The following is a 15,326-nucleotide window of genomic DNA, read 5'->3' as shown; positions in this document are numbered from 1 at the left end:
TACAACAAATACTATATACTACCACAACACAAGTTACTATAACGTTAGAGTTGGTGTAAAATATGCATCAACTTACCTATACATGACTACACACCCACTGTTTTTAGTGCTTGTTTTTAATACATTCGTATCAATAAAACTAAAAAATAATTAAATCGATAATTATTTAAGCTTAATATAAGAATTTAAAAACAATCAGTTTTCTGACTTATACACGTAACCAAACCAAATTAACTATGAAAAAAATTTACTTATGTGCATTGCTCGCCTCTTCATTATGGCAGGTGCATGCAACTACAAATCGAGGTTTACTAACTACAATACAACCGCCAGATTGCAATTTGCTAACCCCGGCATCGGCTACAGCCACATCGGGAAACGCCGCCCTGGCCATAGATGCCATACAGGGTACACGTTGGGAAAGCGAATTTAACGATGCCCAAAGCCTTACGGTAGATTTAGGCCTTGTTACCACGGTTAATACCGTTACCATAGATTGGGAAACCGCCAATGCCAAAGACTACATATTAAAAGGATCTACAGACGGGCTTGTGTGGGTAGACATACAAACGCTGACCGATATGCCTGCGGGCGAACGTACCGATGCTATTGAAGATATTGGTGCCCAGTACCGTTACCTTAAAATGGAGGGCGTTAGCAGGAATACCGCTTACGGCTATTCTATTTACGAGTTCCATGTATGCGATAATGCCATAACACCCCCGGTTATTTGCAATGCTGTTTTGCCGGTGTCGGCGGTGGCATCAACGGGTAATGCTACCCTGGCTATAGATGGCAATGGGGGTACGCGCTGGGAGAGCGAACCGTCAGATTTTCAAAGCCTTACTGTAGATTATGGCATGCCGGTAGATGTAATATCAGTAAGCATCGACTGGGAAACTGCCAATGCTAAAGACTATACCTTAAAAGGATCGTTAGACGGTACAGTTTGGGTGGATATTGAAACGCTGACTGATATGCCTACAGGGCCGCGTACCGATGTTATCGATGAAATTGATGCACAGTACCGCTACCTGAAAATGGACGGCATTTTGAGGAACACACCCTACGGTTATTCTATTTATGAATTTGAAGTCTGCGGCCCCGAGATTGTTGTTCCACCGTTTGAATGCAATGCTGTTGCGGCGGTATCGGCTACAGCTACATCGGGTAATGCCGCACTTGCAATAGATGGCAACGAAGGCAGCCGTTGGGAGAGTGAATCTACCGATGCGCAAAGCCTTACGGTAGACCTTGGCGAACTGGCCGATGTTAACGCAGTTACTATTATGTGGGAGACCGCCAATGCTAAAGATTACATTTTAAAAGGATCTGTAGATGGTACGGTCTGGGTGGACATTGAAACACTGACCGATATGGCCACAGGCGAACGCACCGATATTATTGACGAAATTGATGCGCAATACCGCTATATAAAAATGGAAGGTGTTTTAAGGAATACCCAGTACGGATATTCTATTTACGAGCTTGCAGTTTGTGGCGAGATTATAGATGTTGAGCCCCCTTTTGAGTGCGAACCTGTTGCGGCGGCATCGGCAACAGCTACAAGTGGTAATGCTGCACTTGCCATAGATGGCGATGCAGGTAGCCGTTGGGAAAGCGAACCTACCGATGCCCAAAGCCTTACGGTAGACCTTGGCGAGGTGGCTAATATTAATGGTGTAACCATTGCTTGGGAAACGGCAAATGCCAAAGATTACGTGCTAAAAGGGTCTGTTGATGGTACAGTTTGGACAGATATTGAAACGCTGACCGATATGCCTGTGGGCGAACGTACTGATATTATTGATGAAATTGATGCCCAGTACCGTTACATTAAAATGGAGGGTATTACAAGAAATACGCAGTATGGCTATTCTGTTTATGAAATGCAGGTATGTGGTGAGGTAATTCCGGAGCCGGTAGATTGCGATGCGCTTGCAATTGCTGGTGCAACGGCTACAAGTGGCAACGCAGCACTTGCTGTAGATGGTATTGCGGGATCGCGTTGGGAAAGTGAGTTTACCGATGCCCAAAGCCTTACGGTCGACCTTGGCCTTGTTACCGAGGTTAATGTTGTTACCATTACCTGGGAAACCGCAAATGCCAAAGACTACATTTTAAAAGGATCTGTAAATGGTATTGAATGGACAGATATTGAAACGCTGACCAACATGGCTACCGGCGAACGTACCGATGTTATTGATGGTATTAATGCCGAATACCAATATCTTAAAATGGAAGGTGTTTTAAGAAACACACCTTATGGTTATTCTATTTATGAATTTAGTGTTTGTGGCGAAGGCCTTGCGATAATTTACACGGCTATACCGGCCCTTATCGAGGCGGAAGATTATTATGCTATGAGTGGCGTTCAGCAGGAGGCAACTACAGATGCAGGCGGCGGCCAAAGCCTTGGCTGGATAGATCTTGGCGACTGGATGGAGTACAACATTACTGCCGCTACTGCGGGCGAATATGTGGTTAACTATAGGGTTGCCAGCGCCCAAACCACAGGGGTTATAGAGTTACTTATAGATAGTGTTTCTGCAGGCACGCTTGCTGTGCCTAATACGGGCGGATGGCAGGTATGGCAAACTATTTCTAAAAATATAAACCTTACAGAGGGTAATCATACCATTAGAATACAGGCTGCGGCAGTTGCCTTTAACCTTAACTGGGTTGAGTTTGTAACACCCGAAGTTGTTGGCCTGGACAGTTTTAGTAAGTCAGGGGTTATGATGTATCCTAATCCGGCTAATGGTTTTGTAAACCTGGAGCTTTTAAACAATGCTTATGTACAAATTTTTAACCCGTATGGCACTTTGGTGCAGGAGCAGGGGGTAAGTGCCGGTAAAAGCACGCTTAATCTACAGGGTTATGCTACCGGTTTGTACTTGGTTAAGGTTGATAATAAGGTATTTAAATTACTCGTTAAGTAAATTTAGTTTTTTTTGAATTTCTATTTAAGGCACCCTCCGGAAGCATTTCCGGAGGGTTTTTTATTTAAGAAATGCCTTTCAAAAAACGTTAAACTTAAAATTTTAAGAGGCTAAGGGTATGGCTTTTGTTATATTTGGAACCTATGAAAGTACTGCAACACACCTTTTTACTGTTAATAGCCATTGGTTTACTGTCTTGTAAAGATGAGGTTAAACCGGCATCCGCCACTAAAATACCTGTTGAAACTACAACGCCCGAAATGGCCAAACGCGATGATATTATTGCTTTTGCCAAACTGTATATGGGCACGGCATATTGCTATGCATCGTCTAATCCTAAAAAGGGTTTTGACTGCTCCGGCTTTGTGAATTTTGTGTACAACCATTTTGGGATAGAGCTGCCACGCAGCTCGTCAGGGTTTAAAAATTTAGGCAAAGCACTTAAGCCATCTGAATTTAAAGTAGGCGATGTGCTGGTTTTTTATGGCTACCGCGATAAAAATTCTATAGGCCACGTGGGTATAGTTTGCGAGGCCAACGGTATGCAGTCTAAGTTTATACACGCTTCATCGGGTAAAGAAATGGCAGTAACCATAAGCGAATTGGGCAGTGCCCAATATACCGCACGGTTTTACAAATGCATCAGCCCTTTTGAGATTTAGTATTTAGTTTACAGTGAACAGTTTACAGTTTACAGTGAGCAGAGAAGTAAACAGTTGCAGTCGCAGTTGAGTAGCTTCAAATTATGAATACAAAAGCCAAATGCAGCTTACTAATTAGAGTAAGCTGCATTTGGCTTTTATATACTTTGCAACTATGTAACTCAGTTACTTTGCAACTATTGTTATTGTTAGGACTTATAAAGTAAATTCGCTAAGCTGTTATCCCTGTTATAAACATCATCAAAAAAGGCAACGTTACCGTTTTCATCTGCAAAAGCAGTAAAATAGGCAATGTAAACCGGTATTTTGGTTTTTAAGGCATAGTTAGATTCTTTGCCGGCATTCATAGCTTCGTCTACCTTTTTTTCGCTCCAGTTACCATCTTTTTTAGTAATGGCAATGGCAAGGTCGCGGGCTTTTTCTACACGCACACAGCCGTGGCTAAACGCCCTGTCATCGCGGTTAAATAAACCTTTGGCAGGCGTATCGTGCAGGTAAATATTGTTAGAGTTAGGAAACATAAACTTTACTTTACCCAACGAGTTTTCGCCACCCGGTTTTTGCCTAACGGTATTGCCATTCCACTCCATATTATGTTGCGCCAGGTAGTTTTTGTTTTTGGCAATGCCCGGTTTAATTTCTTTTTCAAGGATGCTTTTAGGTATGTTCCAATAGGGGCTAAATACAAGGTAGCTCATCTGTCCGCTAAAAACCACGGTTTTGTTAAGCTCTTTACCTACTACTACGTTAGACGTCATAAACAGTTTACCATCGCGCACATAGCGCAACCTGTACGACGGAATATTAACCACAATATATTCTTTTTGGGTATCGATATCGGGGGTAATCCAACGGCAACGCTCCATGTTTACGGTAATGGTTTTAATACGCTCTGCCACCGGAACATTCAATTCTTTAATAATGGCAGGACCCACTTTGCCGTCAAATTCGCGGTAATGCATTTTCTCGTAGTTGGTAACGGCATCTTTAATCTCGGCATCAAACTGCGTGCTTTTGCTATCCGATTTTAAGTAACCTTCAGCCGCAAGTCGGGCCCTTAGTTGTGCTACGGCGGTACTGCTATCGCCCTCTTTTAGCGATTTTGTACCTTCGGGCAGGGTAATAATGCCCCAGCCGCCTTTTTTCTGGATATCGCGGTATTTTTTCAGTCCCTTTTTTAGGCTGTAGTACTGGCTGTACATTTCAGATTTATCACCATTAATTTTTTTAGGGTCCTGCATTAAGGTATCAAGGTATGCAACATAATCGGTACGCTCACGCGGAAGGAACCAGCCCGTCTGCTTGCTTTCTTTAGGGCCTAATCCGCCTAAAACCTTATCGGCATAATAAAAGTACATGGAACTGATAAGCAATTCTGAATTTACATCCGGCTTTTCGCCACGACCTGAATTTTCAAAAAGCTCGTCTATCTCTGCTTTGTAAGGCACTTTGGTTGTTACACCTTCGGCACCAATCTGGTTAACACGGTTGTACAACACCTCGGCAAATTCTACAAAGCCGCGTTTTTCGTGCCATATATAATGGTTGTGTTTTTGGTACAGTTTACCCACTTCGCCCTGGTAGGCTTTATATTCGGGGTGTTTAGTAAAAAATGCCGCAAATTGAGTAGTGTCTATAGCAATGTTACCATCTTCATGGTCGTGTACTTCGGTACTGTTTGTGGCATCTCCCTTGTCTTTCTTACACGAAATGTTGGAGATTGATAACCCAAAAATTAGCAGGGTTAGTATTGATAATCTTTTCATAGTAATTGTATTTGTTTTTAATAAATATACTAAGAAAATTCATGCCAAATTGTTATGATTTTGGGTTTAACGTACAATTATGAGAATACGGCAGGGTAGTATAAAATTTTGCTAATGTTTAAATAAACCCTCGTTAGGTTTGGTAAATTTGTAGTTAACTAAAACGCGAATTATGGAAAAGTTTAGCCAGTTAATAAGTAGCAACGAACCTGTTTTAATCGATTTTTTTGCAACCTGGTGCGGCCCCTGCCAAACCATGGCTCCCATACTTAAAGATGTAAAAGATGAGTTGGGAGAAAGCATTAAAATTATAAAAGTAGACGTAGATAAAAACCAGGCGCTAATGGCAAGCCCGCAATTTCAGGTTAGGGGAGTACCCACGCTAATGCTTTTCCAGAATGGTAAAATGCTTTGGAAACAGGCGGGGCTAATGACAAAGAATGAGATAGTGAGCAAGATAAAGAGTGCTGTATAGTGTTCAGTATTCAGTCGCAGTATTCAGTAACTACACTCGGAGAAGAAAGGCGGTATTCAGTCGCAGTTTTCAGTAACTACACTCGGAGAAGAAAGGCGGTATTCAGTCGCAGTTTTCAGTAACTACACTTGGAGAAGAAGCAGTATTCAGTCGCAGTTTTCAGTAACTACACTTGGAGAAGAAAAGGCAGTATTTAGTCGCATTTTGCAATAACCACACTTAAAGTAGCAAACTGATAACTGCGACTGAATACTGAACACTTTATAATCTGCTAACTGCGCCTGAACACTGATTACTTTCTTAAACAGGTTCCTGCTGGCTAAGGCAATGGAAACTGCCAAGGCCCCAGATAAGGTCGGTACTGTCTATGCCAATAACCTCGCGGCCTTTAAAGCAGTCGGTTAAAATATCTAAAGCTACCTTATCGTTTACGCTGTCGCGGAAGGTAGGTACAATAACACTTTGGTTGGCAATGTAAAAGTTAGCGTACGATGCCGGCAGGCGCTGGTCTTCGTAAATTACTGCTTTAGGCATGGGCAGCTCGATAACATTAAGCTGTTTGCCATCCTGAAGGCGCATTTTATGCAGGCTCTCCAGGTTTTCCTGTAGCAGTTGGTAATTATCGTCGTTTTTATCCTTCTCAACCACAGTAACCACGGTATCCTCGGTCACAAAACGGGTAATATCGTCAATGTGGCCATCGGTATCATCGCCCACAATACCATCGCCAAGCCATAAAATATGCTCAACGCCATAGTATTGTATAAGGTATTCTTCAATTTCTTTCTGAGAAAGATGCGGGTTGCGGTTCTTGTTTAGTAAACAAGCCGTAGTAGTAAGCAAAGTGCCTTTGCCATTAAACTCTACACTGCCACCCTCCATAACAATACCGGGATTAAAAACCTGCAATCCAAGGGCTTCTCCAATACGGGTGGGAATAACATCGTCCAGGTCGTACGGAGGATATTTATCGCCCCAGGCATTGTAGCCCCAGTCTACCACCGCTTTTTCGCCGGTTTGGCGGTTAACCAAAAAGGCAGGGCCATGATCGCGGCACCATGCGTCGTTAGTGGGAAAAAAGTAAAACGAAACCTCGCTTACCTTAGCACCCGGCACCAGCGGCGCATGCTTTTCTATTTCCAAAATCGCGAATTGTTTCATAGCCTCATCGGCTACGTTAATACATACCTTTTGGTGGCGCGAAACCTGCAAAATAAACTCGCAGTACGGCTTATAAATAGTATGCAGCTTGCCCGGCCACGATGCCTCTTTATGGGGCCATGACAGCCAAAGGGCACGTTGGGGAGCAAACTCCGCAGGGAAAGTAAAACCCAGTTTTTTTGGGGTATCTATATTTTGAAATAATAACATGTAATGATTTATTTGGCCTTCGACAAGCTCAGGCTGACTAACGTTGTGAATTCAGGAGCCAGGCAGCCTGAAACTTTAAACCGGAAACAAAAATCTACTCCTCGTCCAAATAACGTTTTGTTATAGGCTGGTAGCTGTCAATTCTACGGTCGCGTAAAAAAGGCCAGTGGGTGCGGTAATGGTCAGTTGCTTTGGTGTCAACCTCAACTACGGTGGTTTCTTCGTTATCGTGCGATGCCAGGTACATTAGCTTGCCTTGCGGATTGGCAACAAAACTGCCGCCCCAGAACTTCATAGCGCCATCTTGCTCAAAGCCAACACGGTTAACGCTAACCACGTGTACGCCATTGGCAACGGCATGAGAGCGCTGAATAATTTGCCATGCATCGTACTGCTCTTTATTGGTTTCTTCGTCCTGATCGGTTGCCCAGCCAATAGCGGTAGGGTAAAACATAATTTCGGCACCCATAAGCGCCGTTATGCGGCTTGCTTCCGGATACCACTGATCCCAACAAATAAGAATACCAATTTTGGCATACTTTGTCTGGAAGGTTTTATAACCCAGGTCGCCGGGAGTAAAATAGAATTTTTCGTAAAACGCCGGGTCATCCGGAATATGCATTTTGCGGTATTTGCCAAGGTACGAACCATCGGCATCAATAACTGCAGTAGTATTGTGGTAAAGGCCTTCGGCACGCTTTTCAAAAAGCGATGCAATAATAACCACATTAAGCTCTTTGGCTACAGCACTTAAGGCATCGGTACTCGGACCCGGAATAGCTTCGGCCAGTTTAAAGTTTTCGTAATCTTCAACATCGCAAAAATAAAGCGATGTAAATAACTCCTGCAAACACACAATTTGCGCGCCTTTGGCAGCAGCATTGCGAATTTCTCTAATAGCTTTTTCAATGTTTGGCTGCTTCTCGGCAACGCAACTCATCTGCACTAATCCTATTTGTACTTTACCCATGGTATGTATATAAAATTGAGGTGCAAATTTACATAAAAAGTTTCAGTTTTTAAAGAGAGTGCTGTTAGCGTTTGGTTAAAAGTAATCAGCGTTATATTGTAGCCTAAAACACCGATTTATATAGCGTATAGCCGGATGTTAGTATAATAAGCGTTCCCACCATAAAAAACAGCGCCCTCTTATTGATGCGCGATGCTATGTAAGCACCAATTGGGGCTGCAAGTGCACCGCCCGTAATAAGCCCCAATATTATTTGCCAGTGCTTTACGCCCAAAAAGAAAACAAATATTACGGTTGCAAAGTAGGTAATAAAAAATTCGGCGGTATTAACAGTACCAATGGCCTCGCGAGGGTCTTTGCCCTGGCTTAGCAGGTTAGAGGTTACAATTGGCCCCCAGCCACCGCCGCCAATGGTATCTAAAAACCCGCCTATTAAAGCCAGTAGCGTTGCTTTTTTTACTGTTTTATTCTGTGCCGACTTATTGGCAACGCCCTTGTAAATAATATAACATCCTAATAGTATAAGGTAGGCTGATATATAAGGTTTAATAATGTTGCCGTCAAAATAATCGCTTATTAAGTACGCCCCTAAAACCGCGCCCAGTGTACCCGTTATTACAATTTTAAAAAACAGCCCCTTATCTATATTTTTGAATTTTATATGGGATAAACCCGAGATGCCCGTAGTAAAGATCTCTGATGTGTGCACACTTGCCGAGGCCAGGCTTGCGGGTATGCCAAAGTTCATAAGTAGGGTGGTGCAGCTAACACCATAGGCCATGCCCAGTGCGCCATCAATAACCTGTGCAAAAAAGCCGACACCCATAAATATAAAAAAAGTACTGTCGAAATTTAGGGTACCATTGGTTACTTCGCCAACCAGCAAATAGGCAAAGTAGCTGATAATAATCAGCTTAAGTACCAGCATAGTTATAGCTATCTGCTTAAAAGATATATGGTTTGTGGCTTTTTCTAACTGCAATAGTATTCGGGTCATGCGTGTGTGTAGTATTAGTATACTATTTCTATAGAGTAGTAGTGATTGCAAATATAGCAAACCAAATCTATTTACCGGTTTTGTAAATTGATATTTGATTTTTTTAATAAAAATTTAATTATTGTAAGCAGTAGATTACATATAGTTGCTTAACTTTATCTATAAATCAACAATAACTTTTCTATGGAAAATACGAATGCATCATCTGATACGATCAACAATATATTTACAGATGAAAGCCAGATACCTGAGCAGTATAAAATACCCGAAATGCACCAGCGTGAGTACCTGCTTAACGGCGAACTGGTACAGTGGAACGGCGAAGTAGTAGAGGTGCTTTCGCCGGTTTTTGTAAAGGGCGAAGACGGTATACTTAAACGCAAGCTTGTGGGCACTATACCGCATACATCGCCTAAAGAGGCTATGGAAGCCCTGGATGCTGCCGTGGCTGCCTATAACAACGGCCAGGGCGAATGGCCAACCATGAGTGTAGACGAGCGCATTAAATGCATGCAAAAATTTGTGTATTTAATGATACAGCAACGCGACCTGGTTATTAAGCTGCTTATGTGGGAAATTGGTAAAACCAATGGCGACTCGACCAAGGAGTTTGACCGTACCGTTGAGTATATTAACGCTACTATTGATGCGCTTAAGGACATCGACAGGGAGTCGTCGCGCTTTCAGGAGGCCGAAGGTACCATTGCACAAATAAGGCGCGCGCCACTTGGGGTGGTGCTTAGCATGGGGCCGTTTAACTACCCTCTAAACGAGATATTTACAACCCTTATTCCTGCGCTTATTATGGGTAACACCATATTGTTTAAACTGCCTAAGCATGGTGTGTTAGCGCATTATCCGCTACTACAGGCGTTTAAAGAGGCTTTCCCGGCAGGAACGGTTAATACGTTGTACGGAAAAGGATCTGAAATTATATCGCCATTAATGGAAAGCGGCAAGGTTAACGTGCTTGCCTTTATTGGATCGAGCAAGGTAGCAAACGGACTTAAAAAACTGCACCCTAAAGTAAACAGGCTTAGGGCTATTTTAAGCCTTGATGCCAAAAATGCGGCTATTGTTACCAATAATGCCGACCTTGATGTTGCCGTTAGCGAATGCCTTTTAGGGTCGTTATCGTTTAACGGACAGCGTTGTACTGCGCTTAAACTAATTTTTGTGCAGAAGGATGTGGCCGATGCCTTTATTAAAAAACTTAGCGATGCCGTGGCTGCCCTTAAACCGGGATTGCCATGGGAGAAAGACGTTAAAATTACCCCGCTGCCCGAAGCTGATAAACCGGGCTACCTAAAAACCTGTCTTGATGATGCTATTGCCAATGGTGCTAAAATTATTAACGAGAATGGCGGCTTAACCAACAACTCGTTTGTTTTCCCTGCTGTAGTGTATCCGGTTAACGATACAATGAAACTGTATCACGAAGAGCAGTTTGGCCCTATAATTCCCGTAGTGCCATTTGATAGTTTAGATGAGCCTATAGATTACCAGATAAATGCGTCGCACGGTATGCAGGTTAGTATTTTTAGTAACGATGCCCAGGAAGTTGCCAATCTTATAGACCCGTTTGTAAACCTTGTAAGCCGTGTAAACATAAACTGCCAGTCGCAGCGTGGCCCCGATGTTTTTCCGTTTACCGGAAGAAAAGACAGCGCCGAGGGTACACTATCGGTATTTGATGCACTGAGGTCATTCTCTATAAGGTCGTTAGTAGCTACAAAAGCAACCGATGCCAATAAACAATTGTTCAACACAATTGTTAGAGATCACGATTCTAACTTTCTTAGTACCGATTATATTTTCTAATCAGTATAAATACAAATACTTAAAAGGCAGCCAATTGGCTGCCTTTGTCATTTAGATGGGCTAAGATATATAATTTAAAGAAGCAGTACGATAATTGACAGCTTTCCCTATTTCTTAAATTTTTCTATTCCGGAACTACCATCCGAGTAAGTAGTCTGAATTTTAAGAGTATTCCCAAATTCTGTAAATCTGATTTTTTCATCATATTTAGTATCCCTCCATCTTCCATCAATGTTCGCCCAGATAACTACATCATCGTTAAATTTCAACTTATAAGTGAACTTTTGCTTGTCTGATTTTCTCACATAGTAAACAACGTATAAGTCGCCATCTTTAGAAGCCGACATTATAGATGGTGATTGCCCCATAATTGTTGAAATTGCATATTTTGCCACCTCTTCATAAGTGAAATTTTGAAGTAATGGCTTTTCCTCTTTAACTTCTTCGAGAGGTATGATTTGTATTTTTTCTTTTTGACCGCAGCCAAATAAGCTAAAACAAACAGCCAATAGGTACAGATACTTCATAAATAGTATAGTTAAGCTTTTAAAGGTAAATAAAAAGGCAGCCAATTTGCTGCCTTTTTGATGTTATATAATTGTGTTTACAAATTAGCAATGGTATTTTGTTTTGCAGGGATTATAATGGTAAATGTTGCACCCTCGTTTTCTATAGATGATGCCTGTATATCGCCGTGGTGGTTAAGCATTATTTTTTTGCAGAGTGCCAGGCCAATACCCGTACCGCTGTATTCGTTTTTGGTATGTAGCCTCTGGAAGATATTAAATATCTTATCGGCATATTTTTGGTCAAAGCCAATGCCATTGTCTTTAAACGCTATTTTATAGTAATCGCCCGGGCCATTGGTAACGGCACCATCAATCAGTTTTGTGCACGTAATGTTTATAACAGGCGGCACACCGGGGTGGCTGTATTTAAGCGCATTAGAGATAAGGTTGCCAAACAGTTGCGACATCTGTAACGGTATTGCATCTATAGTAGGCAGGTCTTTATAAATAATCTTCGCATTGGTTTGTTCCAGTACCAGTTCAAATTCTGATGTTATATCATCGGCAATTTTCTGTAGGTTAACCGGCTCAAACACCTGGTGCTCTTTAGCAAGCTGCGAGTAGCCCAATACATCGCGAATAAGGTTGCCCATTCTTTCGGCGGACTTATTAATTTTAGTCAGGTAATTTTTAGAGCGATCGTCTATACTGCTAAGGCTGTCTGACAGCATGCCTGCAAACACGCTTATTTTACGGGCGGGTTCCTGCAAATCGTGCGATGCTATATAGGCAAACTGCTCCAGTTGTTTGTTACTTTGCACTAAAGAGAGGTTGGCATCGGCCAGTTCGGCATTCGCCGATTGCAATTGTTCGGTACGCTGCTCTACCTGAAACTCCAGTTCCTGCTGCAATGTTCGCTCTTTGGTAACATCCTGCGCGGTACCGGTTAAAAACTCCGGGTTACCTTCAGAATCATAAAACACCTGTGCCTGGGCATGTATAATACGCGTTTGGCCTGTGGTATTGTTGGTTATAGGATGCTCGTAATCATAAATTCCGTTAGAGCCCGGTGCAATAGCAGCCTTAATAGCTTCGGCTACTTTACCCCGATATTCTAATGGCAATGGGTTATAGGCACCTTCAAGGACTTTAGTATCTTCGGTAAAACCAAGCCACTCCATAAATCGTGGCGAATAGTGGTAAATATCGTTTTTAATATCAAAGCTCCAGTTAGCAAGCTGTGCCAGCTCCATAGCGCCTCTTAACGATGCCTGTACGTTTTCCAGCTTTTGGTTGGCGGTAACGGCTTCGGTAACATCTATGGCAATATCTAATATGGCAAACACCTCGTTATTTTCATCAAAAAGAGGAGTGTAGGTAATGTTGTAGTAATTGTAGGTCATTACGCCGTTTTGCACGATCTTAACCTGCGAGCCATAGCTTTGGAACATAACACCGGTGGTATACACATCGTCCAGGATCTTTAAAAAGGGCTGGCCTTCGGTAATCAGTTCGGGCATTGCTTCGCGCAGTGGCTTGCCAATAATATCCCATCCTTTTCCCACAATATCTATAAAAGTCTGGTTGGGCAATTCTATAATAAGGTCGCGCCCCACAAAAAGGCCCATTCCGGCAGGCGCCGATGCTATAATAGAGCGCAGCTTGGCCTCGCTCGCTTCTACTTTTTTACGCGAACGTACCTGTTGTGTAACATCGGTGGCAACCACAAGTATGCTGGTAACTTTTTTATCATCGTCAAAGCGGGGTTGGTAGGTAAGGTCTACATATATAGCTTCTAAAATATTGTTTCGCAATAAAGTAACCTCAACTTCTTTTGCAATATACGCTATGCCTGTAGCAATAACGTTATGCAATAATTTATCAAAACCCTGTCCGGCCAGTTCGGGCAACGCTTCCAGCAACGTTTTACCTATTAAATTTTCGGGCGTACGCCCAACTAATTCTCCATAAAATGGGTTGGCGGTAGTAAATGTAAGGTCGTCTCCAACAACAAGGGCAATACCCACCGGCGACTCTTCAAACGATGCAAGCATCTGGCGCTGGGTTTCCTCCATTCGTTGTTGGTTAAGCACCTGTTCTGTAACATCTATGGCCATATCCATAATACCGTACACCTTGCCATACGCATCAAATAGAGGTTTGTAGGTAAAATCAAAGTAGTAGGTATCAGGTATGCCATTTACGTTTAGCAATACAGCAGCAGCTTTATCCTCGTGGGTAATACCGGTGTTGTATATGGTATCTAAAATATCTAAAAAGGGCTGGCCTCTAAGTTCCGGAACTACTTCTGCAAGCGGCTTGCCTATAACATTTTTGCCTTTGCCCCAATAGCTAAGCATTATATCGTTAGCTACCTCAATAATCATGTCTTTACCGGTAAAAAGGCAGGTAGCCACGGGGGCTTCTTCTACCATAGCCCTAAAGCGCTCTTCGCTCTGTATAAGGGCAAGGCGTTGGTTTTCCTGTAACGTAATATCGCGCACGGTACCCGAAAAAGTTATTGCCTTTCCGGTAGAATCGAACGTATTGGCGCCCATAACCACAATGCGGTGTATCGAGCCGTCATCCCAGATAACGCGGGGCGAATAGTAAAACTCGTTCTTTTCTTTACCCGCCTCTAACGCTATGGTGCGTTCGTGCATATCGTCGGGGTGAATGCGGTCTACAAACGATTTACGGTTAATATCTTTAGTATTGCGGTTGCCCGTAAGTATAGCGGCATAAGTAGGGGTATACTCCATTAAACCCGTGCGCAGGTCTACCTGAAACAAGCCCAGGCCGGCGCTTTTAATAGCAAGGCCCGCCATGTGGTTGGCGTTGTCTATTTCTTTTTGCGCCAGGCGGCGCGATGTTATATCCTGTAGCGTGCCGTTAAAGCGGTAGGCAACTTTATCCGGGTTAAACCAGGCACGGCCCTTTGCACGTACAATTATTTTTTTCTTAGAAATAGGATTAAGAATGGTGTACTCAATATCGTAATGCCCGCCCGACTCGTAATCCATTGCAAAAAGAATGGCGTTTTTAACGCGTTCCCTGTCTCTTTCAACAATAACATCGGTAGCTGCCGTAAGCGGAATTTCTTCGTCAGGATTTAATCCAAACCATGATTTTAAGCGGTTGTTGCCTTTAAACTTACCGGTTTCGGGGTTTAGGTCCCACGTGCCCAGTTCGGTAGCATCAATGGCAAACTCCAGTTCGGCCTTACTGACTTCAAGTGTGCGTATGGTTTTAATTTTCTCGGTTGTTTCGGTACAAACCACAAGTACACCTTCAATAGTTTCAGAGTCTCCATTAACGGGGCTGTAACTAAACGTCCAGTAGGTATCGGTATACGCGCCATCCCTAAAGCGGGGCAGCTGCATATCTTCAAACCAAACGCCTTCTCCCTGGTTAAGTACTTTTTCTATAAGTGGGTGTATGGTATCCCAAACTTCGGGCCAGCAGTCTATGGCTCTTTGGCCAAGAGCGGCAGGGTGCTTACCGTCAAAACCAAGGGTTTTGCGGTACTCATCGTTATAAAACTGTATAAGGTCTTCTCCCCAATATAAAAACATGGGGAATTTTGAGGTTAACAGCATGGCAACGGTGTTGCGCAGGCTAATGGGCCATTTGTCTATGGGGCCTAACGCTGTGGCTTGCCAGTTGTAGTTGCGTATAAGGTCTCCCATCTCGCCGGTGCCGCGCAAAAAAGGATAATCGTTACCAGGGTGTTCCAAACTTAAAAAATTTATAGTAAAGCGAAAATCTGTTTTTTAAAATTTCCGAAAATTAAAGATAATATTATTTATCAAT

10 protein-coding genes are annotated in these 15,326 nt (G+C 42.8%); 4 read left to right on the top strand and 6 right to left on the bottom strand.

The window, feature by feature from the left end:
* Nucleotides 1-236: 236 nt before the first annotated feature.
* Together G509_RS0115555 and G509_RS0115550 are read left to right on the top strand one after the other, a co-directional pair.
* Nucleotides 237-2,942: a discoidin domain-containing protein gene (locus G509_RS0115555; RefSeq protein ID WP_081663323.1), complete on the top strand. Its 2,706-nt coding sequence runs from the start codon at nt 237-239 to the stop codon at nt 2,940-2,942.
* A 143-nt stretch (nt 2,943-3,085) separates the two neighbouring features.
* Nucleotides 3,086-3,604, top strand: coding sequence for a C40 family peptidase (locus G509_RS0115550; protein WP_026992388.1), 519 nt, complete (start codon nt 3,086-3,088; stop codon nt 3,602-3,604).
* Nucleotides 3,605-3,792: 188 nt separating this feature from the next.
* Here the strand turns inward: G509_RS0115550 and G509_RS0115545 are convergent, their stop codons facing one another.
* On the bottom strand, nt 3,793-5,370 hold the full coding sequence (locus tag G509_RS0115545; protein WP_026992387.1) for a L,D-transpeptidase family protein: 1,578 nt from the start codon (nt 5,368-5,370) through the stop codon (nt 3,793-3,795).
* A 172-nt stretch (nt 5,371-5,542) separates the two neighbouring features.
* Between G509_RS0115545 and trxA the strand changes: the two genes are divergently transcribed.
* The gene (gene trxA, locus G509_RS0115540) at nt 5,543-5,845 is read left to right on the top strand and encodes a thioredoxin (RefSeq protein ID WP_035739027.1); all 303 of its coding nucleotides are present in this window, start codon (nt 5,543-5,545) and stop codon (nt 5,843-5,845) included.
* A 300-nt stretch (nt 5,846-6,145) separates the two neighbouring features.
* Here the strand turns inward: trxA and G509_RS0115535 are convergent, their stop codons facing one another.
* The 3 genes from G509_RS0115535 to G509_RS0115525 all read right to left on the bottom strand — a co-directional run bounded on the left by G509_RS0115535 (nt 6,146) and on the right by G509_RS0115525 (nt 9,183).
* Complete coding sequence (locus G509_RS0115535) at nt 6,146-7,216, bottom strand: agmatine deiminase family protein (RefSeq protein WP_026992385.1); 1,071 nt, start codon at nt 7,214-7,216, stop codon at nt 6,146-6,148.
* A gap of 94 nt (nt 7,217-7,310) precedes the next feature.
* Nucleotides 7,311-8,186, bottom strand: a complete 876-nt coding sequence (locus tag G509_RS0115530; protein WP_026992384.1) for a carbon-nitrogen hydrolase — start codon at nt 8,184-8,186, stop codon at nt 7,311-7,313.
* Between the two features lie 103 nt (nt 8,187-8,289).
* Nucleotides 8,290-9,183: a sulfite exporter TauE/SafE family protein gene (locus tag G509_RS0115525; protein WP_026992383.1), complete on the bottom strand. Its 894-nt coding sequence runs from the start codon at nt 9,181-9,183 to the stop codon at nt 8,290-8,292.
* A gap of 183 nt (nt 9,184-9,366) precedes the next feature.
* Here G509_RS0115525 and G509_RS0115520 point away from each other — a divergent pair, with 183 nt between their 5' ends.
* Nucleotides 9,367-11,004 (top strand): NADP-dependent glyceraldehyde-3-phosphate dehydrogenase, encoded by a 1,638-nt coding sequence (locus G509_RS0115520; RefSeq protein WP_026992382.1) that lies wholly within the window; start codon nt 9,367-9,369, stop codon nt 11,002-11,004.
* A 107-nt stretch (nt 11,005-11,111) separates the two neighbouring features.
* Here the strand turns inward: G509_RS0115520 and G509_RS22970 are convergent, their stop codons facing one another.
* Both G509_RS22970 and G509_RS0115510 read right to left on the bottom strand, forming a co-directional pair.
* Nucleotides 11,112-11,531, bottom strand: coding sequence for a hypothetical protein (locus tag G509_RS22970; protein ID WP_051200256.1), 420 nt, complete (start codon nt 11,529-11,531; stop codon nt 11,112-11,114).
* A gap of 77 nt (nt 11,532-11,608) precedes the next feature.
* Nucleotides 11,609-15,250, bottom strand: a complete 3,642-nt coding sequence (locus G509_RS0115510) for a PAS domain S-box protein (RefSeq protein WP_026992381.1) — start codon at nt 15,248-15,250, stop codon at nt 11,609-11,611.
* Nucleotides 15,251-15,326 lie beyond the last annotated feature (76 nt).

It is taken from the genome of Flavobacterium subsaxonicum WB 4.1-42 = DSM 21790 (genome assembly GCF_000422725.1).
Taxonomy (GTDB): Bacteria; Bacteroidota; Bacteroidia; order Flavobacteriales; family Flavobacteriaceae; genus Flavobacterium; species Flavobacterium subsaxonicum.
Note: the sequence above shows the minus strand (reverse complement) of the source record. Positions and strands in the feature narration are given on the sequence as shown.

What these genes read in the sequence shown, in the direction of transcription:
- G509_RS0115555 (WP_081663323.1), top strand. Translation starts at nt 237, where the DNA reads ATGAAAAAAATTTACTTATGTGCATTGCTCGCCTCTTCATTATGGCAG.
- G509_RS0115550 (WP_026992388.1), top strand. Translation starts at nt 3,086, where the DNA reads ATGAAAGTACTGCAACACACCTTTTTACTGTTAATAGCCATTGGTTTA.
- G509_RS0115545 (WP_026992387.1), bottom strand. Translation starts at nt 5,370, where the DNA reads ATGAAAAGATTATCAATACTAACCCTGCTAATTTTTGGGTTATCAATC.
- trxA (WP_035739027.1), top strand. Translation starts at nt 5,543, where the DNA reads ATGGAAAAGTTTAGCCAGTTAATAAGTAGCAACGAACCTGTTTTAATC.
- G509_RS0115535 (WP_026992385.1), bottom strand. Translation starts at nt 7,216, where the DNA reads ATGTTATTATTTCAAAATATAGATACCCCAAAAAAACTGGGTTTTACT.
- G509_RS0115530 (WP_026992384.1), bottom strand. Translation starts at nt 8,186, where the DNA reads ATGGGTAAAGTACAAATAGGATTAGTGCAGATGAGTTGCGTTGCCGAG.
- G509_RS0115525 (WP_026992383.1), bottom strand. Translation starts at nt 9,183, where the DNA reads ATGACCCGAATACTATTGCAGTTAGAAAAAGCCACAAACCATATATCT.
- G509_RS0115520 (WP_026992382.1), top strand. Translation starts at nt 9,367, where the DNA reads ATGGAAAATACGAATGCATCATCTGATACGATCAACAATATATTTACA.
- G509_RS22970 (WP_051200256.1), bottom strand. Translation starts at nt 11,531, where the DNA reads ATGAAGTATCTGTACCTATTGGCTGTTTGTTTTAGCTTATTTGGCTGC.